Source organism: Streptomyces sp. SLBN-8D4 (assembly GCF_049739545.1).
Lineage (GTDB): Bacteria > Actinomycetota > Actinomycetes > Streptomycetales > Streptomycetaceae > Streptomyces > Streptomyces canus_C.
Genome location: NZ_JBMGQC010000001.1, coordinates 2,802,610 through 2,829,158 on the forward strand (window position 1 = coordinate 2,802,610; position 26,549 = coordinate 2,829,158).

Below are 26,549 nucleotides of genomic sequence, written 5' to 3' on the forward strand. Positions count from 1 at the left end.
AGGACAAATGCGGAGCCCGGCACTGCCTGCTCGGGGGTTCAAGCAGTGCCGGGTCCGTTTGATCAGGCTAGATGAACTTCTCTAAATGCCGCAATACGGACACTTCGCGAGGCGGGCCCGCACATCTGTGCCCTGCGGGGAAACAGGCGTCCGTTACGGCGCCACACGGCCGTTCGCGTTGAAGGCCGCGTAGGTGAGCGGCATGAGCTTGGCCCACTCCGCCTCCATCTTCTCGCCGACCATCTCGATCTCCCGCTGCGGGAAGGACGGCACCTTCGCCTGCTCGTGCTGGGTGCGCAGACCGAGGAAGTGCATGAGCGAGCGGGCGTTGCAGGTGGCGTACATCGAGGAGAACAGTCCGACGGGCAGGACCGAACGGGCGACCTCGCGGGCGACGCCCTGCGCGAGCATGTCCTGGTAGGCCCGGTACGCCTGGCGGTACGACTCCTCCATCGCGTTCCCGACGGACGCGTGCTGCTCCGGGGTGCCCTCGACGAAGACGTACTTGCCCGGGCGGCCCTGCTGGACGAGCTTGCGGTCGGGGCCGGGGACGTAGAACACGGGCTGGAGCTCCCGGTAGCGGCCGGACTCCTCGTTGTACGACCAGCCCACGCGGTGCCGCATGAACTCGCGGAAGACGAGGATCGGGGCGCTGATGAAGAAGGTCATGGAGTTGTGCTCGAACGGGCTGCCGTGCCGGTCCCGCATGAGGTAGTTGATCAGGCCCTTGGAGCGCTCCGGGTCCTTGTTCAGCTCGTCCAGGGACTGCTCTCCGACGGTCGACACCCTGGCGGCGAACAGCACGTCGGAGTCGGCCGCGCTGTGCTTGACCAGTTCGACGGTGACGTCGTCGCGCAGCTCGATCTTGAAATCGTCGTCGGGGGTGGGGGTCACGGTTCGGGGGGTCCTTCCCAGCTCTTTCGGTGGCGACGCCACTCTACGGCCCGCCAAACGGGACTTTCAGTGTCGTGACCGAGTTAAGTCGGCGAAACCGGGCACCTTTTGCGGCAACCGCTCGTCTGTACAGACAGCAGCGATTCGTTCGATCCCCGAAGTTCCATCCCCTGAAGGGAGAAGTACCCCCATGCTGTTGCGTCGGCGCGAACCCGTTCCGTTCGCCTTTGTCGCCGAAGCCGACAGGTTCCGCAGCAATGTCACTCCTCCGCCCCGTGAGCGGGCGTCCGCCGGTGAGCTGGCCGGGCGCTGGCTGGTGGGGCTCACCATCGTCGCCGGACTCGTGGGATCCCTGGTCCTCGGGATGCCGGCCCTGTCGCAGGATCAGGCGCCCTCGCAGACACAGCAGTCCCAGGCATCTCAGGGACACTGACGCGGGCACTGGCTCTCCCCCACTGCCCGAATGGCGTGGGAGGCACCCCCATTGGCCCCCGAAGGTGGCTCGCGGGGACAGCGGCGGATAGCCTCACCGGCACAGCCCACGCATGGATCGAGTGAGGACCCGCCGTGCCCCTGCCCTTCCTGACGGCCGACCGAGCATTCGAGACGACGGACGACGTCGCGCTGCCGTTCGACAACCGTGACCACTGGCGGCGCCCCTACCGGCCCGGTCCGTGGCGGGTGGGCGTGGCGGCGGTCCTTCTTCTGCTCGCCTCGTACGTGCTGTTCGCCGCGGTGATCATCGCGCTGACCGACTCGCCGTCCGAGGCCGCGGTGGTGTTCGGCATCGCGGTGCTCGTCATCGTCGGCGCGCTGCGGCTGCTGCGCATGGGCGTGTGGGTATGCGGCCGCGGGGTGCGACGGGTGGGCTTCCTGTTCACTCGTACGGTGTCCTGGGAGCAGGTCGTCGCCGTGCGGACGGCACAGCAGCCGGTGCGCTGGCTCGGACTGCCGCGCACGGTCCAGGGCCAGGCCCTGACCCTCGTACGGCAGGGCCGGGGGCCGGAGGACCCGCAGCCGCTGCTGACCACGCACAACGCGGACTTCCTCGCGCGCGGCCAGGCGTTCGACCGGGCCGCGGACGCGGTGGAGGCCTGGGCCGCGGAGTACGCGCGGGGCTGACCCGACAGGGACACACGAAGAAGGGGGCCGGTCCGCACCAGGACCGGCCCCCTTCGACGTGCCGGGACCTCAGAGCTGCTGGACGGGCCTGCCGTCGTGCAGTGCTATCGCGCGCTGCATGGCCTTGCGGGCGCGTGGGGTGTCGCGGGCGTCGTGGTAGGCCACGGCGAGCCGGAACCAGCTCCGCCAGTCGTCGGGGGCCGTCTCTGTCTCGGCCTTGCGCTGGGCGAAGACCTCGTCGGCGGAGTCGCGGTCGATCCGGCCGCCGGGCGTGCGCTTGAGCTCGTCGACGGGCAGGCCGCCCTCGGCGTCGAGCTCGGCGGCCAGGGCGTTGGCCCGGCGGACGAACTGGGTGTTCTTCCACAGGAACCACAGGCCGATCACCGGCAGGATCAGCACCGCGACACCGAACGTGACGGTGATGAGCGTGCCGGACTGGATCAGCATGACGCCTCGGCTGCCGACCAGGACGAAGTAGAAGACCAGGACGGCAGCCGTGACGGCGTAGGACAGCTTGGCGCGCATGACGGTGTCAGCCCAGGTCCAGGAAGTGTTCCAGGCCGAAGGTCAGACCCGGGGTGGTGACCACGCGGCGGGCCCCGAGGAGGATGCCCGGCATGAAGCTGCTGTGGTGCAGGGAGTCGTGGCGGATGGTCAGCGTCTCGCCCTCGCCGCCCAGCAGGACCTCCTGGTGGGCGAGGAGACCGCGCAGGCGGACGGAGTGGACGGGGATGCCGTCGACGTCCGCGCCGCGCGCGCCGTCCAGAGCGGTCTCGGTGGCGTCCGGGGCGGGGGCCATGCCCGCCTCCGCGCGGGCCGCCGCAATGAGCTGGGCCGTGCGCGAGGCGGTGCCCGACGGGGCGTCGACCTTCTTCGGGTGGTGCAGCTCGATGACCTCCACCGACTCGAAGTACGGCGCGGCGATCTGCGCGAACTTCATGTTCAGGACGGCCCCGATGGAGAAGTTGGGAGCGATGAGCACGCCCGTCTCCGGGGACTTGGCAAGCCAGCCGTTCAGCTGGGCCAGGCGCTCGTCGGTCCAGCCCGTCGTACCGACGACGGCGTGGATGCCGTGGCTCAGGCAGTACTCGAGGTTGTCCATCACCGAGGCCGGTGTGGTCAGTTCGACGGCGACCTGGGCACCGGTCTCGGCCAGGGTCTCCAGCTTGTCGCCCCGGCCGAGGGCGGCCACCAGCTCCATGTCCTCGGCCGCCTCGACGGCCCGTACCGCCTCCGAGCCGATCCGGCCCTTGGCACCGAGGACCGCCACGCGCAGCTTGCTCATCTTCCTGCTTCCTTCACGAGAGGACTTACGCGACCGCTTCGTGCAGCCGGGCCGCCTGCTTGTCCTTCAGCGGGCCGATGACCGACAGCGACGGGCGCCGTCCCAGGATCTCGCGGGCGACCGCGCGGACGTCGTCCGGGGTGACCGACGCGATGCGGGTCAGCATGTCGTCGACGGACATCTGCTCGCCCCAGCACAGCTCGCTCTTGCCGATGCGGTTCATCAGCGCGCCGGTGTCCTCCAGGCCCAGGACCGTGGAGCCCCTCAGCTGGCCGATGGCGCGCCCGATCTCGTCGTCCGAGAGACCGTGTTCGGCCACCTGGTCGAGTTCGTCCCGGCAGATCTTCAGTACGTCGTGGACCTGCGAGGGCCGGCAGCCTGCGTACACCCCGAACAGGCCGCAGTCGGCGAAGCCGGAGGTGTACGAGTAGACGCTGTACGCCAGTCCGCGCTTCTCCCTGACCTCCTGGAAGAGGCGGGAGGACATGCCGCCGCCGAGCGCGGTGTTCAGCACGCCGAGGGCCCAGCGGCGGTCGTCCGTGCGGGCGAGGCCGGGCATGCCGAGGACGACGTGGGCCTGTTCGGTCCTGCGGCCGATCAGCTCGACGCGGCCCGCGGTGCGCAGGGCGCGCCTGCCGTCGCGCGGGGCGATGGGCACGGCGTCCGGGCTCTTGAGGGCGCCGGCCTTCTCGAAGGCGGCGCGGACCTGTCGTACGACCTTGTCGTGGTCGACGTTGCCCGCGGCCGCGACGACGAGATGCGTCGGGTCGTAGTGCTTCTTGTAGAAGCGGCGGATGCGGTCGGCGGTCAGGGCGTTGACGGTGTCGACGGTGCCGAGGACCGGGCGGCCGAGGGGGTTGTCGCCGAACATGGTGTGCGCGAACAGGTCGTGCACGCAGTCACCCGGGTCGTCCTCGGTCATCGCGATCTCTTCGAGGATCGCGCCGCGCTCGACGTTGACGTCCTCTTCGAGGATGAGGGAGCCGGTGAGCATGTCGCAGACCACGTCGATGGCGAGCGGCAGGTCGGCGTCGAGCACGCGCGCGTAGTAGCACGTGTACTCCTTCGCTGTGAACGCGTTCATCTCGCCGCCGACCGCGTCGATGGCGGAGGAGATGTCCAGCGCGCTGCGCTTGGAGGTGCCCTTGAAGAGGAGGTGCTCCAGGTAGTGCGTGGCGCCGTTCAGTGACGGTGTCTCGTCGCGGGAGCCGACGTGCGCCCAGATGCCGAAGGTCGCGGAGCGGACCGAGGGGAGGGTCTCGGTGACGATGCGCAGGCCACCGGGGAGGGTGGTCTTGCGGACGGTGCCGATGCCGTTCTCGCCCTTGATCAGGGTTTGGGTACGGGCGACGGCCCGCGCCTCCGAAGAGGTGCGGGCCGTCGCCTTGGAGCTGGGGGACGTCACTGGTCGGCGTCGTCCTTCTTCTCGTCGGAGGAGCCTTCCTCGCCCTCGATCACGGGGATCAGGGAGAGCTTGCCGCGGGAGTCGATCTCGGCGATCTCGACCTGGACCTTGGCGCCCACGCCGAGCACGTCCTCGACGTTCTCGACGCGCTTGCCGCCGGCCAGCTTGCGGATCTGCGAGATGTGCAGCAGACCGTCCTTGCCCGGGAGCAGGGACACGAACGCACCGAAGGTGGTGGTCTTGACGACCGTACCCAGGTAGCGCTCGCCGACCTCCGGCATGGTCGGGTTGGCGATCGAGTTGATCGTGGTGCGGGCCGCCTCGGCGGAGGGGCCGTCGACCGCACCGATGTAGATGGTGCCGTCGTCCTCGATCGTGATGTCGGCGCCGGTGTCCTCCTGGATCTGGTTGATCATCTTGCCCTTCGGGCCGATGACCTCACCGATCTTGTCCACGGGGATCTTCACGGTGATGATCCGCGGGGCGTTCGGGGACATCTCGTCCGGCGTGTCGATCGCTTCCATCATCACGTCGAGGATGTGGAGGCGGGCGTCACGGGCCTGCTTGAGAGCGGCGGCCAGGACGGAGGCGGGGATGCCGTCCAGCTTGGTGTCGAGCTGGAGGGCGGTGACGAACTCCTTGGTGCCGGCGACCTTGAAGTCCATGTCGCCGAAGGCGTCCTCCGCACCGAGGATGTCGGTGAGGGTGACGTAGTGCGTCTCGCCTTCGATGTCCTGGGAGATCAGGCCCATGGCGATACCGGCGACGGGGGCCTTGAGCGGCACACCGGCGTTCAGCAGCGACATGGTGGAGGCGCAGACCGAGCCCATGGACGTCGAGCCGTTGGAGCTCAGCGCCTCGGAGACCTGGCGGATCGCGTAGGGGAACTCCTCGCGGGTCGGCAGGACCGGGACGAGGGCGCGCTCGGCGAGGGCGCCGTGGCCGATCTCGCGGCGCTTCGGGGAGCCGACGCGGCCGGTCTCGCCGGTGGAGTACGGCGGGAAGTTGTAGTTGTGCATGTAGCGCTTGCGGGTCACCGGGGAGAGGGTGTCCAGCTGCTGCTCCATGCGGAGCATGTTGAGGGTGGTGACGCCCAGGATCTGGGTCTCGCCACGCTCGAACACCGCGGAGCCGTGCACGCGCGGGATGGCCTCGACCTCGGCGGCGAGCGTACGGATGTCCGTGACGCCACGGCCGTCGATGCGCTTCTTCTCCTTGATCACGCGCTCGCGGACGAGCTGCTTGGTCAGGGAGCGGTACGCGGCGGAGATCTCCTTCTCGCGGCCCTCGAACTCCGGCAGGAGCTTCTCGGCGGCGAGCGCCTTGACGCGGTCCAGCTCGGACTCGCGCTCCTGCTTGCCGGCGATGGTCAGCGCGGAGGCGAGCTCCGGGCGGACGGCGGCGGAGAGCGCCTCCAGGATGTCGTCCTGGTAGTCGAGGAAGATCGGGAACTCGCCGGTCGGTTTGGCGGCCTTCGAGGCGAGGTCGGCCTGGGCCCGGCAGAGCACCTTGATGAAGGGCTTCGCGGCTTCCAGACCGGCGGCGACGACCTCCTCGGTCGGAGCCTCGGCACCGCCCTTGACCAGCTGGATGGTCTTCTCGGTGGCCTCGGCCTCGACCATCATGATCGCGACGTCGCCGTCCTCCAGGGTGCGGCCCGCGACGACCATGTCGAAGACGGCGTCCTCGAGCTCGGAGTGCGTCGGGAAGGCCACCCACTGGCCGTTGATCAGCGCGACGCGGACGCCGCCGATCGGGCCGGAGAAGGGCAGGCCTGCCAGCTGCGTGGACGCGGAGGCCGCGTTGATCGCGACGACGTCGTACAGGTGGTCGGGGTTGAGGGCCATGATCGTGGCGACGACCTGGATCTCGTTGCGCAGGCCCTTCTTGAAGGAGGGGCGCAGCGGGCGGTCGATCAGCCGGCAGGTGAGGATCGCGTCCTCGGAGGGGCGGCCTTCACGGCGGAAGAAGCTGCCGGGGATCTTGCCGGCGGCGTACATCCGCTCCTCGACGTCCACCGTCAGGGGGAAGAAGTCGAGCTGGTCCTTGGGGTTCTTGGAGGCGGTGGTGGCCGACAGCACCATGGTGTCGTCGTCCAGGTACGCCACGGCGGAGCCGGCGGCCTGCTTGGCGAGGCGGCCCGTCTCGAAGCGGATGGTGCGGGTGCCGAAGGAGCCGTTGTCGATGACGGCCTCGGCGTAGTGGGTCTCGTTCTCCACTAGCGTGTTCTCCGTTACTTTCGTCTGCGTATCGTCTTTTGTCCCGATCCGCCCGTGTGGCGGGGGGACGTGCGCGGAGAAGCGCTCCGTCTGGTGCGGGCCGGTCTTCGATCGAAGCACCCGGGTTCGCAAGGCCCGGGGGCCACTACCGAGGACCGGCGGCGGCGAGGTGCACTTCTCCTCGTGGTACTGCGTTGTTACTGCGTTGTGCTACCACACTACAAAGTGGGTGTGACACCGCGCACGTTTCCGCACGTGCGGTGAGCACGTACGGCAAAGGGGAGCGGCCCCCGATCGTTTCGGGAACCGCTCCCCTCACGGCGTCCTACTTGGCGCCCGCCGCACCGCGGCGGATGCCGAGGCGGTCGACCAGCGCACGGAAGCGCTGGATGTCCTTCTTCGCCAGGTACTGGAGAAGGCGACGGCGCTGACCGACCAGGATCAGCAGACCACGACGGGAGTGGTGGTCGTGCTTGTGGGTCTTGAGGTGCTCGGTCAGGTCCGAGATACGGCGCGAGAGCATCGCGACCTGGACCTCGGGGGAGCCGGTGTCGCCCTCCTTCTGGCCGAACTCGGTCATGATCTGCTTCTTCGTAGCGGCGTCGAGCGACACGCGTACTCCTCGTAGTCTCTTGGGTAGCCACCGAGTGCCCCTGGTCCACTTCTCAGGGGAGCTTCCGTAACTCGGGAGGCGGGGATCCGCTGGGCGCGGCCTCCAGAGCGATCAGCTCCGGGGGTGCGTACACAAACGGCCGTCAGCCAGGGTATCAGCCCGACGGCAGTGCCCAGGCCCCCGCCCCTGTCGTACAGATGACGCGGCGGCTGCCACCCGAGTGGGTGACAGCCGCCGCGAGGTGTGAGGACGGTCAGCTGGTCATGCCGCGGGCCGCCGCGTACAGGTCGAGGACCGCAAGGCACAGCGGGACGAGGGAGAGGAGCACCGCGCCCTCGCTCAGGTCGAGCATCCGGCCCCAGAACGGGGTGACACCCTTGCGCGGCACGATCAGGGCGATGGCCACGAGGAGGGTGGCGCCCAGGGCGACCGCGGCGGAGAGCCAGACGGTGCGGATGTCGAGCGGGGCGCTGTTGTGGTCGTAGACGAGCTCCTTGATGATGTCGGCCGGCGGGTTCAGGGCGAGGCCGAGGACCAGCAGGCTGACGGTGATGATGCCCGAGATCATCAGGGTCACGACCTGGGACGTGTACAGGAAGAGCCGGGCGCGCATCATCATGGAGAGGCCGGCCGCCAGCGACAGCAGCTGGGCCCAGCCGCTGCTGGAGAAGCCGAGCACCACACCGGCCGAGGCGACGCCGGTGACGGCGCAGCCGCCGACGAGACCGAGCAGCAGTTCGTGGCCGCGGCGCGCCTGGTCGGTGATGAGCCGGTAGTCGACCGGCTCCTGCTCCTGCTGGTCCTCGGCGCGGCCGCGCTTGGCGATCTGGTCGGGCGAGCGGAACCCGATGGGCAGCCGGGAGAAGCGGGCGGACCAGCCGGGCAGGAAGCCGATGACGGCGATCATGACGACAGCGGTGACGGCGGCCGTCTCGCGCGGCTCGGCCTCGGAGACGATCGCGGCGAAGGTGGCGAGGACGCCGACGCCGGCGCCGAACGCGGCGGCGATGAAGGGCGCGTCCTTCTGCGGGAGCAGCAGCACGAGCAGCACCGCGGCGACCAGGACGACGGCGAAGCCGACGAGGAGGTTCAGCCGGCCGGGGCCCTCGCCCGCGTCGAGGGCCATGACGCCCGAGCCGCCCACCATCAGGTGCGGCAGCGAGGCGAGGCCGAGGGCGACGGCCGCGTGGTGGTCGTCGTAGACCCGCGCGCGTACGGAGGCGAGCGCGACGAGGACGACACCGGTGACACCGGCGATGACGCCGGGCAGGCCGTGCATGTCGTGGCGCAGCGGCTCGGAGAACCACAGCGCCAGCGCCATCATGGTCAGCAGCAGCGCGCCGGCGGTGAGGCCGACGACCCGCATCATACCGTCGTTCCAGCTGCGCCGGTCGGCCTCGACGGCGGCGGCCACGGCGTCGACGACGTCGTCGAAGACAGCGGGCGGCAGCGAGTCCGCGAACGGCCGCAGGAGCAGCAATTCGCCATCGCGTATCTGCTGTTCGGACAGCGAGCGGCCGTCGTCGAGGACGGAGCCGTCCCTGCGCACGAGGTTGTACCCGGTGGGCGCGGCCTCTTCGGGTGTCTGGCCCGACAGCCGCAGGATCTCCGGGTAGACGTCAGAGAGCGGCACGTCCTCGGGAAGTGCCACATCGATCCGGCTGTTCGGTGCCGCCACCGTGACCCGGCAGAATCCGGTTGCTGAAACCGTACTCACCTGACGGTTCCCCCTAGTCCAGTACTCGGTGATTCGTCGCGGTTTGCCAGGGCGATTCCCGCTCCGCGCTTCGTTTGGAGCGTCACCCTACCGTCCTCTTGCGGCATCTCCCCATCCCCTCCCGGCTCAACGGCCCCGCAGAACAGTAGGATCAACGCCCGACTCATGAGTGGGCTGAGCCCCATGAGTCGACGAACAAACGGGGGCCGTCACGACGGGGGCGGTTCGACATTGCGATTGCGTGAAGGACTGGTGGATCGGTGAGCGTTGTCATCGTCAAGCGCCCGCCGCGGGTTTACCCGCCGGAGGTGCCGAGTGAGGAGGTCAAGCTCGAGTCCCCTCCCGAACTTCCTCGCACCGAGGACGACAGCCTGATGATGAACCTGCTGCCCATGCTGGGCATGGGTTCGTCGGCGGCGTTCTTCTTCATGCCCGGCGCCCAGGGCTTCATGAAGATCATGGGCGGCATGATGATGGTCTCCACGGTCGCGATGCTCGTCGCCCAGATCGTGCGGGCCAGGAAGGGGCCGTCCGGCCAGATGGCCGAGGCCCGGCGCGACTACCTCAAGTACCTGGCGCAGAAGCGGCGCGAGGTGCGGCGCACGGTGCACAAGCAGCGCGACGCGCAGTACTACCTGCACCCGGCGCCGGAGCAGCTGTGGGCGCTGATCGCCGAGGGTTCCCGGCTGTGGGAGCGGCGTTCGACGGACCAGGACTTCGTCCAGGTGCGGATCGGCCTGGGCCCTCAGCAGTTGGCGACGCCGCTGGTGGCGCCCGACACCGCGCCGGTGGACGAACTGGAGCCGCTGACCGCGCACTCGATGCAGCAGTTCATCGCGAGCTACGGCACGCTCGGTGACCTCCCGCTGGCCATCGGGCTGCGCTCCTTCTACCACGTGACGATCTCCGGCGACCCGGAGACGGTCTACGGCCAGACCCGCGCCGTGATCGGACAGTTGGCCTCGCTGCACTCCCCCGAGGACGTGGTGATCGCGGTCGTGGCCGCGCCCGGTGCCGCGGTGGACTGGGAGTGGACCAAGTGGCTGCCGCACATGCAGCACAAGGAGTCCGACGGCGCCGGTTCGCGCCGGCTGCTCTGCTACGACCTCGGCGAGCTGGAGGAGATGATCGCCCACCAGCTGGAGGGCCGCCCCCGCTGGAGCCGGGACGGCTCACCGGTGCTCGACCAGCCGCACGTGGTCGTCGTCCTCGACGGCGGCGGGGTGCCCCCGGACTCGGTCCTCGCCTCGGCGGAGGGCCTTCAGGGCGTGACCATCGTCGAAGTGGTGCCCGGTGAACTCGACGAGGCGCGCGGCTCGTTGTCGGTGCGGGTGTGGCCCGACGCCATGGAGCTGGAGGCGGGCACGGGTGTCTTCACCGGTGTCCCCGACGTGCTGTCGCAGGCGCAGGCCGAGTCCCTCGGCCGGCAGCTCGCGCCGCTGCGTCTCGGTGCCGCCGACGCGGACGAACCGCTGCTCGCGAACCTGGACTTCACGGATCTCATGCAGATCGGTGACGCGGCGAGCGTGGACGTCTCGCGCACCTGGCGGCCGCGCACGCTGCACGAGCGGCTGCGGGTGCCGATCGGTCTCGGCGAGAGCGGCGATCCGGTCATGCTGGACCTCAAGGAGGCCTCGCAGGAGGGCATGGGCCCGCACGGTCTGTGCGTCGGCGCCACCGGTTCCGGAAAGTCGGAGCTGCTGCGCACCCTGGTCCTCGGCCTCGCGGTCACGCACTCCTCCGAGACGCTCAACTTCGTCCTCGCGGACTTCAAGGGTGGTGCGACCTTCACCGGCATGGGTTCGATGCCGCACGTCTCCGCGGTCATCACCAACCTGGCCGACGAGCTGACCCTCGTCGACCGCATGCGCGACTCCATCACCGGTGAGCTGACCCGCCGCCAGGAACTCCTGCGCACGGCGGGCAACTACGCCAACATCACCGACTACGAGAAGGCGCGCGCCGCCGGTGCCGCGCTCGACCCGCTGCCCTCACTCGTCCTGATCATCGACGAGTTCAGCGAACTCCTCGCCGCCAAGCCGGACTTCATCGAGATGTTCATCCAGATCGGCCGGATCGGCCGATCGCTGGGTGTGCACATGCTGCTCGCCTCGCAGCGCCTGGAGGAGGGCAAGCTGCGCGGCCTCGACACGTTCCTGTCGTACCGCATCGGTCTGCGCACCTTCTCGGCGGCCGAGTCCCGTACGGCGATCGGCGTGCCCGACGCCTACCACCTGCCGAACGTCCCCGGCGCGGGCATCCTCAAGTACGACACCGAGACCATGGTGCAGTTCAAGGCCGCGTACGTGTCGGGCACCTACCGGGCGAACGGGCCGATGGCACAGGGCGGCGGACGGATCGACCGCTCCCCCGTGCTGTTCACCGCGGCGCCGGTGCCGGTGCGCATCCTCGCCGATCCGGAGCCGGAGACGCGGACCCACCAGGTCGACGACGCGCTCGCCGACACCGTCCTCGACGTCATCGTCAGCCGCCTGGACGGTCAGGGTCCGCCCGCCCACCAGGTGTGGCTGCCGCCGCTGGACGAGCCGTTCAGCCTCGACCAGGTGCTGCCGGCGCTGGGCATCAGTCCGGAGCGCGGTCTGCACGCCGAGGGCTACCACCTGCAGAGCAAGCTGACCGTGCCGGTCGGCCTGGTCGACAAGCCCTTCGAGCAGCGCCGTGACGTGATGTACGCGGACCTGTCGGGTGCCGCCGGTCACGCGCTGATCGTGGGCGGTCCGCAGTCCGGCAAGTCGACGCTCGTGCGCACGATGATCACGTCGTTCGCGCTCACGCACACGCCGGCCGAAGTGCAGTTCTACGCCCTCGACTTCGGCGGCGGCGGCATGCTCGCGCTGGAGAACCTGGCCCATGTGGGCGGCGCCGCCTCCCGTCTTGACCAGGAGAAGGTGCGCCGTACGGTCGCGGAGGTGCACGGCATCCTCAACGCCCGTGAGGAGTTCTTCCGCTCCAAGAGCATCGACTCCATGGGCACCTTCCGCAACCGCCGGGCGCAGGGGCACTACCCAGACCAGCAGTGGGGCGACGTCTTCCTCATCATCGACGGCTGGGCGACGTTCAAGAACGACTACGAGATGCTCGACCCGGTCATCGCGGACATCGCGACCCGCGGTCTCGGCTTCGGTGTCCACCTGATCATCACCGCGACCCGGTACACCGAGATGCGTCCCGCGCTGCGCGACCAGATCCTCAGCCGGCTCGAACTGCGGCTCGGTGACGCGATGGAGTCGGAGTTCGACCGCAAGCGGGCCGAGAACGTGCCGATGGGCAAGCCCGGCCGCGGTCTGTCCCCGGACAAGCTGGACTACCTGGCCGCCACGCCCCGGATCGACGGGTCGACGCAGGTGAAGGACCTCGCCGACGGCATGGCGAACCTCGTGCAGAGCGTCAACAGCGCCTGGCAGGGCCCGACGGCACCCAAGGTGCGGATGCTGCCGACGCTGCTGCCCGCGTCCGAGCTGCCCGGCGGCGGGGACTTCGGCAGCCGCGGTATCGCGGTCGGCGTCGACGAGCTCACCCTCTCGCCGGTCTTCGTGGACTTCGAGACCGACCCGCTGTTCGTCATCTACGGCGAGAGCGAGTCCGGCAAGTCCTCGCTGCTGCGGTTCATGGCCAAGCAGATCTCCGAGCGGTACGCCCCCAACAAGGCGCTGTTCGTGGTCTCGGACTTCCGGCGCGCGCTGCTCGGCCAGGTGCCGGAGAGCCACATGTACAAGTACTGCGCCTCGGGTCCGCAGCTCCAGGAGGTCATGGAGTCGCTGGCCGGCTCGATGAGCCGCCGTATGCCCGGCCCGGACGTGACGCCGGACCAGCTGCGCAACCGCTCCTGGTACAACGAGCCCGACGCGTTCATCTTCATCGACGACTACGACCTCGTCGCCACGTCGATGGGCAACCCGATGTCGGTGCTCCTGGAGTACCTGCCGTTCGCGCGTGACCTGGGTCTGCGCATCATCCTGGCCCGCAGCACCTCCGGTGCCTCGCGCTCCTCCTTCGAGCCGGTCCTCACCCGGATCAAGGAGCTCGGCGCCCAGGGCATCGTGCTGTCCGGCGACCCGTCGGAGGGCCCGGTGTTCAACAACATCAAGGCCACTCCGCAGCCGCAGGGCCGTGGCCAGTTCATCTCTCGGCGCTCCAGCGGGCAGCTCGTCCAGACGGGGTATCTGCCGGAGAGCTGAGTCTGTCCGCGTGAGTGGAGGGGCGGTCCGCGTGTGCGGGCCGCTCCTCCTGCTTTTTGCCGGGGACACGGCGATGGCGGCGCCCCCGAGAGGGTGCCGCCATCGCCGTACGGGTACTGCGTGGTGCGTCCTGTCAGGTGGACCAGAAGTGGAGGACCGCCTGGGCGTAGGCCACGCGCGGGTCCAACCGGTCGGGGCGGACCTTGTACTTGTCGGTGATGCCGTAGAACTTCAGGGGCGCGGGGCCCGGGCCGCCGCCGGCGCGCCAGACCGTGCGCGACGGGAGGTGCCAGTCGATGCCGTAGCCGCCGATGAGGCTTGCCGCGTTGTAGAGCAGCGTCAGGGGCGACAGGACGACGTACACGGCCCACGCGGCCACGGTGCCGGGGCGGCCGACCAGCCGGGTGCCGTCAGGGAGTTCCAGTTCGTACCGGGGGCGGCCGCCGTCGGTCGGCGGGTGGAGCAGGGCGAGCACGGAGCCGTCGGGCGCCGTCACGGTCAGCGCGCCCGCCGGGCCGCCTGGGGCCACGACGCACAGCGGCTTCTGGCCCGCCTGGTCCTCGTAGAGGGTGAAGTCGGTGGCGAGGCCGTCCGGTGCGCCACCGCTGGACACCCCTCGTGCGACGTACACGGGGTTCCCGCCCCGCACCTTGATGACACTCTGGAGGTTGAGGGCCGTGGTGCCCTGGGCGGCCTGCGCGTGCACGCCAAATACAGTCGTCATCGCCATCTCTCTCCGGTGACCGGCTTCAGCCAGGCAGGCAGTCCGTGACGCGACAGCCCCGCCGCCGACAAGATCTGAAGGTATCCGTTGACCTGGTCGCGGGTCCCATCGCGCAGCCAGACGTGGCGGAACCAGAACGCCCGGGCCAGCAGGTACACGCTGAGCGCGAGCAGCAGCGCCACAGGCGTGCAGAGGACCACGTCGGCCGCCGTGGCAGAGGTCGACCAGTCGGTGGTGCCGAGCAGGAACCAGGCCCCGACCGCCCCGGGCGCGAACAGCAGACCGCCCCACAGCCCGCGGGAGTTCATCCCGCTCAGCAGCCGGCGGTGGCGCTGGAGCATCGCCGCGACCTGCGGGTCGGCCAGGTAGTCGATGCCCTGTTCGGCACCGATCGTGCGCACCGCCTCGGGCAGGCCCGGCACCGTCGCCAGCTGCGCGGCCCTGACCTGCAACAGGTCCAGGGCCTCCGCCGGGACGGTGCCGTCGGCCGCGCTCATCCGAACACGTCTCGCACGGACTGCGCCTGCAGGGGCACGTGGACGCCGTTCGTCGCGTCTGCAGGACCGCTGGGAGGAACGTCCGTCGGCTGCTCGGGTACCGGCGCCTCGACCGCGCTGTCGCCGTGCACCTCAATGGTGTTCACGATGTTGAAGAACAGGTCGGAGTACAGGTCCCAGTCCTGCATGCACGGGGTGCTGAGTTCGAACAGAACCATCTCCGCCTCCCTGCGCAGCGGCAGGAACACGGCGATCTTCCCGACCTCCACGTCCTCGGGGCGGCCGGAGTCGGTGACCTCGGCCGGGAGGGTCGTGACGTCCGCGGTGAACCGGACCACCGCCTCGCCCGCAGTGAGCCACACCGTCTCGACCTGAGCCTCTTCACCACCGAGGCCCGCGAGTTCCGCGGCGACGCTCGCGGCCGTCATCTTCCGGCCGTCCGGCACTGACTCCAACAGGGCGCCCGTCACCGTCGCCGTGCTGCGCCGCCCGTCGAGGTCGAGAAGACAGAAGCCGGCGTAGTCGACTCCGGCCTCCATCATCTCGGCGACCACCGGCAGTTGGGTCGCCGCGTACTGGAACCAGAGCTCGGGCGTGCCCTGCGGGTAGATGTCCTGGGCCAGCTCGATCAGCGCCTGGCCGACGTGCTCCTCGGTCTGGTAGACGGGGAGTTCGAAGAAGGCGGGCGGCACCCGGAACGTCAGCCGCGGGGTGGCGACGACCGTGGAGTCGGCCGAGCCGCCACCGGGAAACATGGTGCTCATCGGTTACGCCGCTCCCGCCGCAGACATGAACGCGTTGCTGGGCGGCGCGGCGGCCGCCTTGGTCTCGGCGCCGCCGCCCGAGATGAGGCCGAACGCCAGGCCCACACCCTTGATGCCGCCCATGGTGCCGCGCATCAGCCCGCTGCCGACGTCCACGGCCTCGTCAGCGAGGCCCATCGCCTTGCCGGCCCGCGCCAGGCCCTTGTACATGAGACCGTCGGCCATGCCTCGGGCCATGTTGACCGAGGTCGCCATCTCGTCGGCGTGGGAGAAGACACCTGCGAGGCGTTCGCCCGTCGCCGCGGCCCTGGCCGCCTTCGCTCCCGCGGTGATGCCCTTGACCGCTCCGATGCCCGGCAGCACACCGAGCCCGGCACCGACCCAGTCCATCACTCCGACCTTCTCACCACGGGCCGTTTTGACGCCGTAGCCGGCGAGCGCGAGGGCGCTGGCGCCGATGGCGAGGCCGCCGAGGATCGCGCCCACGGGCGGGATAGCCATGGTCGCCAGGGAAAGGATGGACAGCACGGATCCGATCTTGGAGAACAGGTCGGCGTGGTCGGCGAGGAAGTCCGTGAAACCGTCCCAGGCGGCCTTCAGACCGTCGCCGATCGACTCCCAGATGCTGATGTCGGGCGGCCGGTTGTTCGCGGCTTCACGAATGGCGTTCTCGGCCTTCGCGGACTGCTCCTCCCAGTACTTGCGCAGCGCCTCGGCGTCCTGGATGAGGAGCTTGAGATCGGTCGCGGCGTCCTGGGCCGCCTTCGAGGCGGAGTCGGCCTCCTCCGAGAGGGCCTTGGCCTGCTGCTCGGTGAGCTGCTGGAACTGGGCGCCCTCGATCTTGACGTTGACCCGGTCGACGTCGGCGTTCTTCTGATCGAGCCGCTTGCGGGCCTCGACCGCGCGGTCCTCCAGGTTCTTGGCCTGGCGCTGCAGGGTCTCCAGCTCGTCGTGCCAGCCGCGCAGCGCCCTGGAGCAGGCCGTCATCGACTCGTGTCCCTGCTGGAGGTACTTGGGCAGCTCGCCGACCTTGTCCTGGAACTTCTTTGCGGCCTCGCCGTCCCACACACCGTCGGTCTTGCCGATGCTCACGAGCATCTCGCGCATCTCGTCGAGCTCGTCGCCGACCGTCTTGACGTCGTACGCCAGCGACTCGATCGTGTGCAGATCACCCTTGGCCGGGTTGAACGTCAGTCCTGGCCAGCTGGGATCGTCGAACATCCCCATCTTCTTCTCCCCGTTGTGTGCGTGTGCGAGGTGTCTTGCGTGTGCGAGGTCTTGCGTGTGCGAGGTGGGTCAGCGGTGGTGCGGGCTACTTCTGACTGAAGCCCTTCTGCAGTTCCTGGTCGGTCGTCTGATACATCTCGACCGTCTTCTGCAGACCCTCGTGCAGGGTGTTGGAGGCGTCGGCGATGCGCTTGATGCCGTCGCCCCAGGCGTCCTGGAAGTCGTCGCAGGCGTTGTCGAGGCCGTCGGTGCCAAGGCCCTTCGGGCCCACCTTGTTCAGCCGCTGCTGGGCGCCACGCATGCGGTCGTCCACCTGGTCCAGCCTGTTGATCAGGGTCTTCATCCGATCGACATCGATCTGGAAGTCAGCCATCCCCGTGTCTCCCCGTGGTCGTGATCCAGTCAACGGCGATCAGGTTATCGGAGCAGCAAGTTCCGAGGTACCGGGGATGTTCGCTGTCGCCGACCCGCGGCACGTGCGTGTTCACATCCGGTCCCACACATGCAGCACGGCCTGTACGTAGGCCAGCCGGGGGTCCAGTCGGGGCGAGACGAGACGGTACCTGCGCCCGGTCCGGTACTCGATCGCGACGTCCGGCTCGTCGGCAGAACGCCACCGTGTCCAGGTCGGGGGCTCCATCTCCCAGGCGGCCTCCTTCTTCGCCTCGACCTTCTCGCCGAGGAGCAGCCAGATCGCTCCCTGCGCGGCCATGACCGCCCAGCACACGAAGTACAGAGGAGAGATCAGTACGAACACCGCCCACGCCTTGCGGGTCCCGACCTCGCCGGCCAGTGGTTCGCCACCCTGCGCGGGCTGCACGCTCCAGTGCACGCGCCGCGGCCACGGCAGGGTCCGTCCGGCGCGGCGGGTGATCCGACCGATCGGGGTGCCGTCAGCGCCGTGGACCTCGTACACGCCGTCGCCGAGGGACCGTACCGAGCTGAGCGGTTCGCCGTTCGGGGCGCTCACGGTGAACGGCGGCCTTGCCCGGCGCCCGCCCTTCGGGGCGTCCTGGGGGACGTGGACGTAGGCGAGGGGCTCGCCGTTCGTGCCGGGTCCGGTCTGCCGGATGGTGACGGTCTGCTCCCCGGGCTTGACCTTGTCGTACTTGTGCAGCCTCCTGTGGGGCACCTCGATCTCGGTCTCCGTCACGGTCTGCGGGACCTCTTGCCGGCTGCTTTGGTTCATGACCGCCCAACTGTCGATGGCGTTGACGAGAACGGGCGCCAGAATCGCAGAGGCCGTCCGGACTTCGCCGCAGGACGGTCGGTGTGGGGCGGTTCAACGGCGACTCGCTCACGGGATGTTCACAGGATTTCCCCGGGCGGGTTTCTCCGTGAAAGGTGCCGGCCATCGGCTCCGTGAGGTGGCGAACGGCTGCGTGCCGGCTGCGCGGCCGGGTGTCCGGGGGCGCAGCCGGGCATCCGGGGGCGCGGCAAGGAACGTCCGGGTGACGCGGCCGGGTATCCGGGGAGCGCGATCAGGGGTGTCCCGGCGACGCGGTCAGGTGTCCCGGAAAGGGTGGTCGTCAGGCGGGGCAGGTAGCGTGGCCCGGGCGACCGCGGGGCCCGGGCGGCCGGGACATGGACGCGGCGGAGTGCCCGGGCATCGGCCACCAGGGTGCCTCGAACGCCTCGGTTCGGCCCGGGCAAGGCCGCCACCCTGCTCGCCCACAGCATCACACCCCCGTGCCCCCGGCCGTCAACTCCCCTCCGTCACAAGGGCGTCCGAGTCGGCCGGGCCCGCCATAGGTCCCGCAGCAGAGCGATCTCCGCCATGTGATGGATGAGTTCCAGGTTGGACCCCCACAGCACGGAGATGTACGGCTCGTCGGGGGCGGAGCCGTACGGGTACTGGGAGAAACCGATCGTGTCGAGCTGCTCCTCGGTGACCCGGCCCACGGCTTCGCGCCAGCGGTCGAGCAGGGACCAGAACCGCTCCTGGGCCAGGGCCGCGGAGGGGGTGAAGTCGACCAACTGGTGGGGATCGGTACGGCGTTCGCCGAAGGTCCACTCCCACTCGCCCGCGAAGCAGGAGTGGAGGTGTCCGAGTCGCCAGGCGATGGTCGTGACCGGGGAGATGTCGGGCTCCACCGGGCCGGTGTGGGCGAGGACCTCCTCGACCCGTTCGACGCTCACGCTCCAGTCCTCGGCGATCTTGGCGACGCTCATGCCGTCGGCGGCCTGCCGGGCGACCTCCGCGTACTCGCCCGCGGGGATGTCCGGGGCGCCCCTGTCGATCACCCACTCGCCGGGGCCGTACGCCCTGGGCGTCACCGCCTCACTCCGGCGCCGGACCGACCAGGAGTCGGGGACCGGCTCCCACAGGTACTCCTCGTCGCCGAGGCCCTCCAGCCGCACCTGCGCCCGCTCCCTGACGCAGTCGAACTGGTCCAGCAGTACGCCCAGTCGATCGGTCCGTACGCGCCCGGTCTCCATGGCCCTGCCCCCCTCGCGCCGACGCGTCTCGCCGCGCTCACGCGGAGGCTAGCGACCGACCCGCGCAGGGCGCGACGGATTTCCGGGCCCGACGGTTCCGCGCGGAAAGGTCTGCGCCAACTGAGCCTCAGATCAAGTCATGTGACATCGGATCAACTTGTTTCCAGGATTCGATCAAAGTTACGTTGCCCTGAGAAACTTTCGAACGGGGGCCCTTGTGGGTGTAGTCCTGCCGAGCGAGCTGGATGCGGCCCTGGACCTGATAGGCATCAGCTGGCCCAACGTCGACGAGGACGACTACCGCGACATGGCCCAGGCCATGCGGGAGCTCGCCGACGACATCGAGGACGGCGCCGCGGACGCGCACCGGGCGATCACCGACCTGATCGGGACGAACGAGGGGCTGGCGATCCAGGCGCTGGAGAGGCACTGGGATGTCGTCAAGGGCAAGCATCTGACCAACCTCTCCGAAGCGGGCCGGGTGGCGGCGACCGCGCTGGACGCCGTCGCCGTACTGATCGAGGGCGCGAAGATCGCCGCGATCGCCCAACTCGGCATCCTCGCCGCGGAGATCGCGGCCGCCCTCGCCGCCGCCCCGCTCACCTTCGGCCTGTCCACCCTGGGCGGTATCGCGGGGACGCAGGTCACCCGGATCGCCGTGAAGCGCATCTTCGAGGAGGTGTGCGAGGAGATCGCCGGGCGGATCATGGAGGTCGCGATGGGCCCGGTCTTCCAGGCCATCGGCGCGATGGCGGGCGACCTCGTCGTACAGATCGGCGGCAACGCCCTCGGCACGCAGAACGGCGTCGACCTCGGCCAGACCGCGAAGGCGGGCGAGAAGGGGCTTGGCGAGGGCGTCGACAGCCTCAAGTCGGGCGGGATGCAGCTGGCCAGCGCGGGCGGGGGCGGCGGCAGCTCGATGCAGCTGGCCGGTGCCGACGCCGGATCCGGCGGATCCGGCGGGTCCAGCTCGGGCGGCGGCGGTCAGTTCAGCATGGACCTCGACTCCTACGAGCGCGCCGGCAACGGACTCAAGGGCGCGGGCGGCAAGATCCGCGACGGGGCCGGGACGAAGCTCTCCCGCGCGAAGTCCTCGCACGGCCGCGCGAGGGGCAAGGACCCGCTCACCAACCTCCTCGATCCCATGGTGGACGAGGTCATGGAGGGCATCACCAAGGGCGTCAAGCGCTCCGCCGACCACCTCGACGAGAGCATGACCGGCGGCCTGAAGCAGATGGCCAAGCGTCACAAGGACAACGACGACGAGACCGCCCTGTCCCTGAAGCAGCTCCAGAAGGGCAACGACGGCAAGACGCCCATGTACCTCATGGGCGACGACGGCACACTCAAGAGGCTGCGGGCCGACGGCGGGACCCACAAGCTGAACCAGGAGGACCGGGACCGCATCGGCCTCACACTCGACGGCGACAACGCGGGCCGGCCGCTGCCCGGCGAACCGAACCTCAAGCTGCACGGCAAGGCGCGTCCGCGCCCGCTCAGCAACTCCGAGCAGGTGGAGCTCGGGAGCACGCCCCTGTCCCAGGCCGTACAACTGGCCCGGCACTCGGACAAGAGCTACGGCAACCACAAACAGGTCAACGGGCAGGACAAGTTCGAGAGCAACAACTACGCAGCCGCCCGGTTCAACAGCGCCAAGCAGGACGACGGTGACTTCGTCATGGTGGCGCGCAGTTCGGGATTCCGTCACTCCGAGCGCATGATCGGGTTCCCCGTCCTCAGGGACGGTGCGGGCGGTCGTATGACCGAGCTGTACACGGAAAGAGCTCCCTGTTCATCGGCGCCCAACTGTAGCGCGTGGATGAAGGAGAGACTTTCGCACGTCGATGTCACCCACAGCATCGATTACGGAAACACCAAGGAATCCAGGGCTCAAGGCAACGCGGAAATGATGGATTATCTGGACCGCCTGAAGGCGAACCGTCACAAATAGCGCGCATGCTAACATCGGGCACTCCGATCATTCGCAAGGCAGGCAGGTCACGAGATGACGTCCCCCATCGACCGGGACACCCTGGAATCCGAGTTCGATCCGGAGGAGCTCACCACCTTTTCCGAGGCGGCGGTGGCGGGCATTCGGCACGAGTCGAGTGCGAACTTTCTTCGCAATGTCGGCATTCCGGCGCGCCCGAATCCCTGGTTCGACCTCGTGGACGGTTCCCCGGAGCAGGCCAGGAAGCTCGGCGACGCCTACGACGACCTCCGCGAGCGGTGGACGGACCTGCCCGAGGGTGCCGAGAGCTGGCTTCTCCTGGGCATGGTGCCTTATGACGACATCGCCCTGGACGGGGTCTCCGGAGTCGTGTACTGCCTCCCGGGCGACGAATCCGAGATCTATCCACTGAACAAGGATCTCCCCTCCTTCGCCCACTTTCTCTATCTGCTGGAGAAGGAGCGCCCGAACTACGACTTCGAGTCGGAACTCGAGGATATCGACCCGGAAAGCGCGGCGGCCCGCCTCACCCAGCAAATGCGGGAAATCGACCCGGCCGCTCTTGCGGTGCCCCATTCCCGCTGGCACGACATCCTTGAATATGTCGCCGAACCCGAGGCGAGGTAAGAGCGATGAACGACAGCGATATTCGCCGTATCGGGGAGATCACCCTCCCCCTGTCCCTCGGCCCGTACTTCAGGACGGCCGAGTCCGACCCCGTACCGCTCCAGGAGTTCGCGGAGTCCGTGGGCCGTACGGTCGTCCTCGACGAGTGCCGCTCTTGGACCCGGCTCGGTTCCGACCGCGGGTTCGAGATCTGTGCCGGCCAGGAGGGCGTCGTACGCGCCGTGCTCCTCGACTGGACCGAGGACTCGCGGTTCGTGAACGCGACGGCGGAGGCCTTCGCGCAGTCGCTCGCCGCGCTGGACCAGGCCCTCGCCCAGATCCTCGGCACCGAGGTGCCGCAGGAGGCCGCCGCCGCGTACGCGGAGTTGGAGCAGCGGCTGCGGACCCTCGACCCACGGGCGTTCGAGGGGCGCGAGCACTGGTGGCCGCTCGTCCTCGACGACATCCGGGACACCGCGAGCGCGGAGTGGTTCACCGCCTTCGAGATCGTCAACGACCAGGGCGAGAAGCAGATCGTCACCGGGGCCGGTGACATCGGCGTGCACCCGGAGGAGCGGCTGTGGGCCCGGTTGCGGGCCGCGGGTGTGCAGCCGGAGCAAGTGCTGCGGATCCACACCGAGTTGGAGGCCTGCTTCATGCCGGGGCACTACTGCTCGCTGTGGCTGGGCCAGGTCTTCCCCGACGCGCAGCTGACCCACAACTTCCCCTACGGCGAGACGGCCGAGTCCCGCGCCGAGGGCATCCGGCAACTGCGTGAGGCAGCGGCCCAGCAGCCGCAGTAGAGGGGATGCAGCACATCATGACCGCCGGTACGACCACCGTCACGCCGGACATGGCCACCTGGCCGCCGCTGGACGAGGACAAGCACACTCCGGGGCGGCAGTTGCTCGACTGGGCCGCCGCCGGCGACGGGCCGCGGCTGTGTCTGGTGCGGGGCGCGGAGGGCAGCGGCAAGAGCGCCCTGCTCGCCTGGCTGCTGGCCGGGACCGTCGGCCGTCCGGGGCTCACCGTCCATGCCACCGTGCCGTCCGAGGGGCTGACAACCGAGAGCTTCGCCTGGGAGTTGGGGCGCCAGCTCGGTTACGGCACCCTCTCGCCCGACCGTCTGCTCGACCAAGTCGGTGCGGACGAGCGGCCGTTGCTGCTGCTCGTACCTGATCTGCACCGGGCCGGGGCGGGCCCCGCGGATCTGCCGTCGGCGGCACCGGAGAGCCTGGTGGCCGAGCTGCTGGAGCCGTTGCTGGCGATTCCCCATCTGCGGGCGGCAGTTGAGGTCGGCGGGTCGGGATTGCTGGCTGGGGACGGGGACGGTGACGCCGCGATCGTCGACCTAGGCGAAGGTGGGGATGGCGGGGAAGTCAACGGGATCTCGCAGCCCGCGTACGCCGATCTCGTCGCCGCGGTCCCCCGCACCGCCGGCGACCGCCCGGACTGGGCCCAGGCGCCCGACACGGTCCGCCGCCGTGTCCTCGATGCGGCACTGCGCGCCGACGACCAGGGAGCGGCCGTTCGCGGCCTGTTGGCCGACCCCGGGTTCCTGGTGCACGGCTCGGCCACCGCGCTCACCGCCACCCTTGCCGACGAGCGTATCCCCGTGCCCGGCCGCCTACGGGAGGTGTGGAGGCGTGCAGCACCGGAACTGACGGCGTATCACACCGACAGTGCCGAACGGGCCGCCCTGCTCCACGCCGCCGCGGTCGACACGGACCCGGACCTCACGGAGTACCTGCGGCCGCTCGCCGGGCAGCACTGGTGGTCGACGGTGTGGGCCCGGCGGGCCCTCCCCGTGAGCGCGTTGGCCCTGGCGCCGGGCGGCGAGGAGAGAAAGCTGCTGGCCTCGGATCCGACGGGGCGGCTGCGGACGTACGACGTGGGGAGCGGGGCGTCCGACGGGGGCGCGTCCGACCTCGGCACGGTCGGCGGGAGCGCGTCCGACGGAACCGCGTCGGCGATCGTCCGCCCGGCCTCCGTACGCCCGCGCTCCATAGCCCCCCATGACGCCCGGTCGGCGCTGCTGCTCGACCGGTCCGACGCGCTGCTGCCGCTCGTGACCGAGGACGATCCGACCACGGCGTTCGCGCTAGAGCGCATCGCCGAGCACCACGGTTCGGCCGCGCTCGCCGAGGAGGAGTCGCTGGTCACCGCACTCGGCAGCGGCGGCGCTCAGAGACCGTACGCGGTCGTCGGCGACCGGGGCGGCACGGTCCACCTGTGGTCCCTGGGCGAGTACCAGGACGTTCCGCGCTCCTGCCGTGTGCACGAGCAGCCGGTCACGGCCGTCACCTGCGTCGCCACCGCCGACGGGCTGACGCTCACCTTCAGTGCCGGGACGGACGGCTCGGTGCGGCTGTGGGAGACCTCGGCCGAGCCGATGCCGGTGCCGGTGCAGCAGCGCCGCTACCGGACCACCGCACTCGCCGCCGCGGACACCTCCGCCGGTCCGGTGCTCGCCGTGGCCTGGAGCGACGGCGAGGTGCATCTGTGGCACGTCTTCTCGGGCAGGGTGCGGGCGCTGCCCTGGCTGCGGGGCTGCGACGCCCTCGCGCTCACTCCCGAGGGTCTGCTGGTCATCGCCGACTCCGAGGGCCTGTGTGCCGTACGGCTGCGGCTGGATGTGCTCTGGGAGCGGTGAGGCGCCGCCGACGCCTGGGGGCTGGCCGAAGGATGGTGCAGTGGGTCTGAAGGAACTCCTCATGCAGCCGCCCGGCCGGAGCCTTCGTGTTCCATTTCTCTGTGGGCTCCCGCGCATCATCGAGACTCATGGGGAGAGGGAGTTCATGTCGTACCCTCCGCCGCCCGGAGGGCCGGGGGGCGCGTATCCGCAGGGGCAGGGAGGGCGGACACCGCCTCCACCTCCTCCACAGCAGGGGACGCCCTCTTCTCCCTCGACGACGAGACGGGCAGGGTGCGCAGCCAGTTCTCCCCCGCCACACCGTCCGGGTACGTCAGGAGCGACGACTCACTGGGCGGCCCCTGGTCGGAGGCGGGCGTCTTTGGTGACACCTTCGTCATCGGGACGAGCGGCGCGAAGAGCAAGGAACTGCTGGCGGCCTACGACCTCGACAGCGGCCGGCAGCTGTGGAAGACCGACGCGGTCGAGTTCAGGTCCTTCTACCCGTTGCCCGCAGCCGGTGCCGATCGGATCCTGGCCTACCGAACCGGCTAGGGCGGCGACAAAGGTCCCGAACTGGTGGAGTTCGACGCGAAGGACGGTGCGATGAAGACCGTCGTCAAGTACCCGACGGACATCCGCAAGGGCATGTCGATATCGGCCCGCCCCTACTGGCACGAGAACGCCTCTAAGTCTCCGAACCGAACCCGTCCGTCAGTTATGGGGGTGCTTGGGCGGGGCAGATTCGCGCGGCGCCCACAGTCAGTCGCCAACAGGCAGCCCCACCAACCGGATCCGGCTCGGGCACTCGACGAGGACGACGGCCGGGATCAGCAGCGACGAGCGCCGAGCGGACCGCCGGTCGTTCTCGACGACTCACCCACCGGAGTTTTCTGGACTCGCTCCGTCGCCGTCACCGTGGTCCGTCCTCGCCATTGCCTGCGCGGTGAAGCCGACTGGCGGGGCCAGTACTCCCGCCACGGCCGTCCACACCCGCCAGGCACCACCGTCCGGGACGAGCAGCAGGGCGGCGAGGCACCCCAGGGCCACCGCGGATCCCACGACCACCGGCACGGACGCGGTCACGAGCCAGCCGGAGCCGAGGTCCAGGGTCCGGATTCGCCGGTCGGGGTCCGGCCGGGCGGGTTCCATGACGCCCGCTTCCTCTACCTGCTCAGCCACCTGGACGGGGACGGCACCCGGTAGTTGCCAGCCGTCGTCGCCCACCAGCTCGGCCAGGACGTCCCGGCCGCGGCTCTCCTGCGGGTGCCAGAGCAGCCAGCCCTCTGCGCCGCTCAGGACAGCCCCCGCGACCTCGCCTGCCATCTGGGAGTGGAAGGGAACCTGCCGGCCACGGCCCTCCAGCACCAGGCATCGCAGCGTGCGGGTGTTCTCCCGACGCTTCTTCTCGTCGGCCGCCTCCGGACTGCCGGGCGGGGGCGCGTCGATGTGCTTGCAGGATCCGGTGACGGAGACGCGCAGCGCCTTCCAGCCGGGGCCGACCGTGCGCTTCGGGCGACGCGGGCTCTCGTTCTTCCACCAGTAGCCGAGCGGGCCGAGAGTCGCCAGCGCCCAAAAACCACCGATCGTCCATGAGTCGCCGACCTGCACGGCCCGCCCGGCGAGCTGACGCTCGACCTCCCCACGCTGGTCGTCACCGATGGCACCCAGTTCGGGGTGTTCGGGGACGTGGGCCACATAGAGCTGGCTGCCGACTTCCCGGCGGAAGTTCGTGGTCGCTTCGAACCTCACAGGCACACCCTCACCTGTCGACGAAGGCAGCAGTACGGTGAAGTCCGCCGTGGCATCTGCAGTGCTGTGAGCGCTGTCGGCAACCTCGTTCTCGATCTTCACGATGGGATGCTGCTCGATCACCGCACCGGCCTCGGCCAGTACCGCACTGGTGCCGGTCCCCCGCGTGTCGACGACGGCGAGTGTCACCCAGAGAGCCAACATCGCGGGAACGGCGACCATCACACCGGCGAGGCGGGCCGACATCCAGCGCGTGCCGCCAAGCCGCGACGGCACGGCGCCCCCGCCGCGGTCCGGGGTGGTCGAAGCGATCCGCACAGCCCATCGGTAGGTGTCATCCCGGGTCGAGCCGCCTCCACGCACCACCGCCACACCCAGGAGCACCACGCAAGTGGCCAGCAGCACCAGCGAACACCACAGGACAGCCGCCCGCAGGGGCGTGGCTCCCAGGCAGAGCCACGCTGCTGTCAACGCCACGAGGGCGAGCGGAGCAGCTGCGGCTA

Annotated in this window: 23 protein-coding genes; 8 read left to right on the top strand and 15 right to left on the bottom strand. The window is 69.7% G+C overall.

All coding sequences use genetic code 11. The features are described 5' to 3' along the window. Positions 1 to 153 precede the first annotated feature (153 nt). Complete coding sequence (gene thyX, locus RKD20_RS12230) at positions 154 to 894, bottom strand: FAD-dependent thymidylate synthase (protein ID WP_424877760.1); 741 nt, start codon at positions 892 to 894, stop codon at positions 154 to 156. Positions 895 to 1,087: 193 nt separating this feature from the next. Between thyX and RKD20_RS12235 the strand changes: the two genes are divergently transcribed. Continuing rightward, a complete protein-coding gene (locus RKD20_RS12235; protein WP_424883204.1) occupies positions 1,088 to 1,327 on the top strand; it encodes a hypothetical protein in 240 nt (79 codons plus the stop codon). 134 nt (positions 1,328 to 1,461) lie between these two features. After that, entirely contained in the window at positions 1,462 to 2,016 is a 555-nt protein-coding gene (locus RKD20_RS12240) for a phage holin family protein (protein WP_424877761.1), read from the top strand. Positions 2,017 to 2,085: 69 nt separating this feature from the next. On the opposite strand, the gene RKD20_RS12245 is transcribed toward RKD20_RS12240, so the two are convergent. The 6 genes from RKD20_RS12245 to eccD form a co-directional block, all read right to left on the bottom strand. Next, on the bottom strand, positions 2,086 to 2,541 hold the full coding sequence (locus tag RKD20_RS12245; protein ID WP_424877762.1) for a hypothetical protein: 456 nt from the start codon (positions 2,539 to 2,541) through the stop codon (positions 2,086 to 2,088). A 7-nt stretch (positions 2,542 to 2,548) separates the two neighbouring features. Continuing rightward, positions 2,549 to 3,301: a 4-hydroxy-tetrahydrodipicolinate reductase gene (dapB, locus tag RKD20_RS12250; protein WP_424877763.1), complete on the bottom strand. Its 753-nt coding sequence runs from the start codon at positions 3,299 to 3,301 to the stop codon at positions 2,549 to 2,551. A gap of 25 nt (positions 3,302 to 3,326) precedes the next feature. Beyond that, entirely contained in the window at positions 3,327 to 4,706 is a 1,380-nt protein-coding gene (locus RKD20_RS12255) for a M16 family metallopeptidase (RefSeq protein ID WP_424877764.1), read from the bottom strand. Continuing rightward, positions 4,703 to 6,925, bottom strand: a complete 2,223-nt coding sequence (locus RKD20_RS12260) for a polyribonucleotide nucleotidyltransferase (protein WP_020122628.1) — start codon at positions 6,923 to 6,925, stop codon at positions 4,703 to 4,705. The genes RKD20_RS12255 and RKD20_RS12260 overlap by 4 nt, the downstream gene beginning before the upstream one ends. 325 nt (positions 6,926 to 7,250) lie before the next feature. Next, positions 7,251 to 7,538, bottom strand: coding sequence for a 30S ribosomal protein S15 (rpsO, locus tag RKD20_RS12265; RefSeq protein ID WP_007385095.1), 288 nt, complete (start codon positions 7,536 to 7,538; stop codon positions 7,251 to 7,253). A 253-nt stretch (positions 7,539 to 7,791) separates the two neighbouring features. Then, on the bottom strand, positions 7,792 to 9,255 hold the full coding sequence (gene eccD, locus RKD20_RS12270) for a type VII secretion integral membrane protein EccD (RefSeq protein WP_424877765.1): 1,464 nt from the start codon (positions 9,253 to 9,255) through the stop codon (positions 7,792 to 7,794). Positions 9,256 to 9,515: 260 nt separating this feature from the next. Here eccD and eccCa point away from each other — a divergent pair, with 260 nt between their 5' ends. Then, positions 9,516 to 13,454: a type VII secretion protein EccCa gene (eccCa, locus tag RKD20_RS12275; protein ID WP_424877766.1), complete on the top strand. Its 3,939-nt coding sequence runs from the start codon at positions 9,516 to 9,518 to the stop codon at positions 13,452 to 13,454. Positions 13,455 to 13,587: 133 nt separating this feature from the next. Here the strand turns inward: eccCa and RKD20_RS12280 are convergent, their stop codons facing one another. The 7 genes from RKD20_RS12280 to RKD20_RS12310 form a co-directional block, all read right to left on the bottom strand. Then, on the bottom strand, positions 13,588 to 14,178 hold the full coding sequence (locus RKD20_RS12280) for a hypothetical protein (RefSeq protein ID WP_424877767.1): 591 nt from the start codon (positions 14,176 to 14,178) through the stop codon (positions 13,588 to 13,590). Beyond that, positions 14,175 to 14,675 (bottom strand): hypothetical protein, encoded by a 501-nt coding sequence (locus RKD20_RS12285; protein ID WP_424877768.1) that lies wholly within the window; start codon positions 14,673 to 14,675, stop codon positions 14,175 to 14,177. Before RKD20_RS12285 ends, RKD20_RS12280 begins: the two co-directional genes overlap by 4 nt. Further along, the gene (locus tag RKD20_RS12290; protein WP_424877769.1) at positions 14,672 to 15,439 is read right to left on the bottom strand and encodes a hypothetical protein; all 768 of its coding nucleotides are present in this window, start codon (positions 15,437 to 15,439) and stop codon (positions 14,672 to 14,674) included. The genes RKD20_RS12285 and RKD20_RS12290 overlap by 4 nt, the downstream gene beginning before the upstream one ends. A gap of 3 nt (positions 15,440 to 15,442) precedes the next feature. After that, complete coding sequence (locus tag RKD20_RS12295) at positions 15,443 to 16,666, bottom strand: putative T7SS-secreted protein (RefSeq protein WP_424877770.1); 1,224 nt, start codon at positions 16,664 to 16,666, stop codon at positions 15,443 to 15,445. An 85-nt stretch (positions 16,667 to 16,751) separates the two neighbouring features. Next, positions 16,752 to 17,039: a WXG100 family type VII secretion target gene (locus RKD20_RS12300; protein WP_424877771.1), complete on the bottom strand. Its 288-nt coding sequence runs from the start codon at positions 17,037 to 17,039 to the stop codon at positions 16,752 to 16,754. 111 nt (positions 17,040 to 17,150) lie between these two features. Next, positions 17,151 to 17,855: a hypothetical protein gene (locus RKD20_RS12305; RefSeq protein ID WP_424877772.1), complete on the bottom strand. Its 705-nt coding sequence runs from the start codon at positions 17,853 to 17,855 to the stop codon at positions 17,151 to 17,153. A 527-nt stretch (positions 17,856 to 18,382) separates the two neighbouring features. After that, positions 18,383 to 19,105, bottom strand: a complete 723-nt coding sequence (locus tag RKD20_RS12310) for a DinB family protein (RefSeq protein ID WP_424877773.1) — start codon at positions 19,103 to 19,105, stop codon at positions 18,383 to 18,385. A gap of 217 nt (positions 19,106 to 19,322) precedes the next feature. On the opposite strand from RKD20_RS12310, the gene RKD20_RS12315 reads away from it, so the two are divergent. The 5 genes from RKD20_RS12315 (at position 19,323) to RKD20_RS12335 (ending at position 24,849) form a co-directional block, all read left to right on the top strand. Next, positions 19,323 to 21,056: a nucleic acid/nucleotide deaminase domain-containing protein gene (locus RKD20_RS12315; RefSeq protein WP_424877774.1), complete on the top strand. Its 1,734-nt coding sequence runs from the start codon at positions 19,323 to 19,325 to the stop codon at positions 21,054 to 21,056. Positions 21,057 to 21,110: 54 nt separating this feature from the next. Continuing rightward, complete coding sequence (locus RKD20_RS12320) at positions 21,111 to 21,683, top strand: SUKH-4 family immunity protein (RefSeq protein ID WP_424877775.1); 573 nt, start codon at positions 21,111 to 21,113, stop codon at positions 21,681 to 21,683. 5 nt (positions 21,684 to 21,688) lie between these two features. Then, positions 21,689 to 22,465, top strand: a complete 777-nt coding sequence (locus RKD20_RS12325) for a nucleic acid/nucleotide deaminase domain-containing protein (RefSeq protein ID WP_424877776.1) — start codon at positions 21,689 to 21,691, stop codon at positions 22,463 to 22,465. Between the two features lie 5 nt (positions 22,466 to 22,470). After that, positions 22,471 to 24,315, top strand: a complete 1,845-nt coding sequence (locus RKD20_RS12330) for a hypothetical protein (RefSeq protein WP_424877777.1) — start codon at positions 22,471 to 22,473, stop codon at positions 24,313 to 24,315. Between the two features lie 273 nt (positions 24,316 to 24,588). Then, a complete protein-coding gene (locus tag RKD20_RS12335) occupies positions 24,589 to 24,849 on the top strand; it encodes a hypothetical protein (protein WP_424877778.1) in 261 nt (86 codons plus the stop codon). A 321-nt stretch (positions 24,850 to 25,170) separates the two neighbouring features. On the opposite strand, the gene RKD20_RS12340 is transcribed toward RKD20_RS12335, so the two are convergent. After that, the gene (locus RKD20_RS12340; RefSeq protein WP_424877779.1) at positions 25,171 to 26,523 is read right to left on the bottom strand and encodes a hypothetical protein; all 1,353 of its coding nucleotides are present in this window, start codon (positions 26,521 to 26,523) and stop codon (positions 25,171 to 25,173) included. Between the last annotated feature and the right edge of the window lie 26 nt (positions 26,524 to 26,549).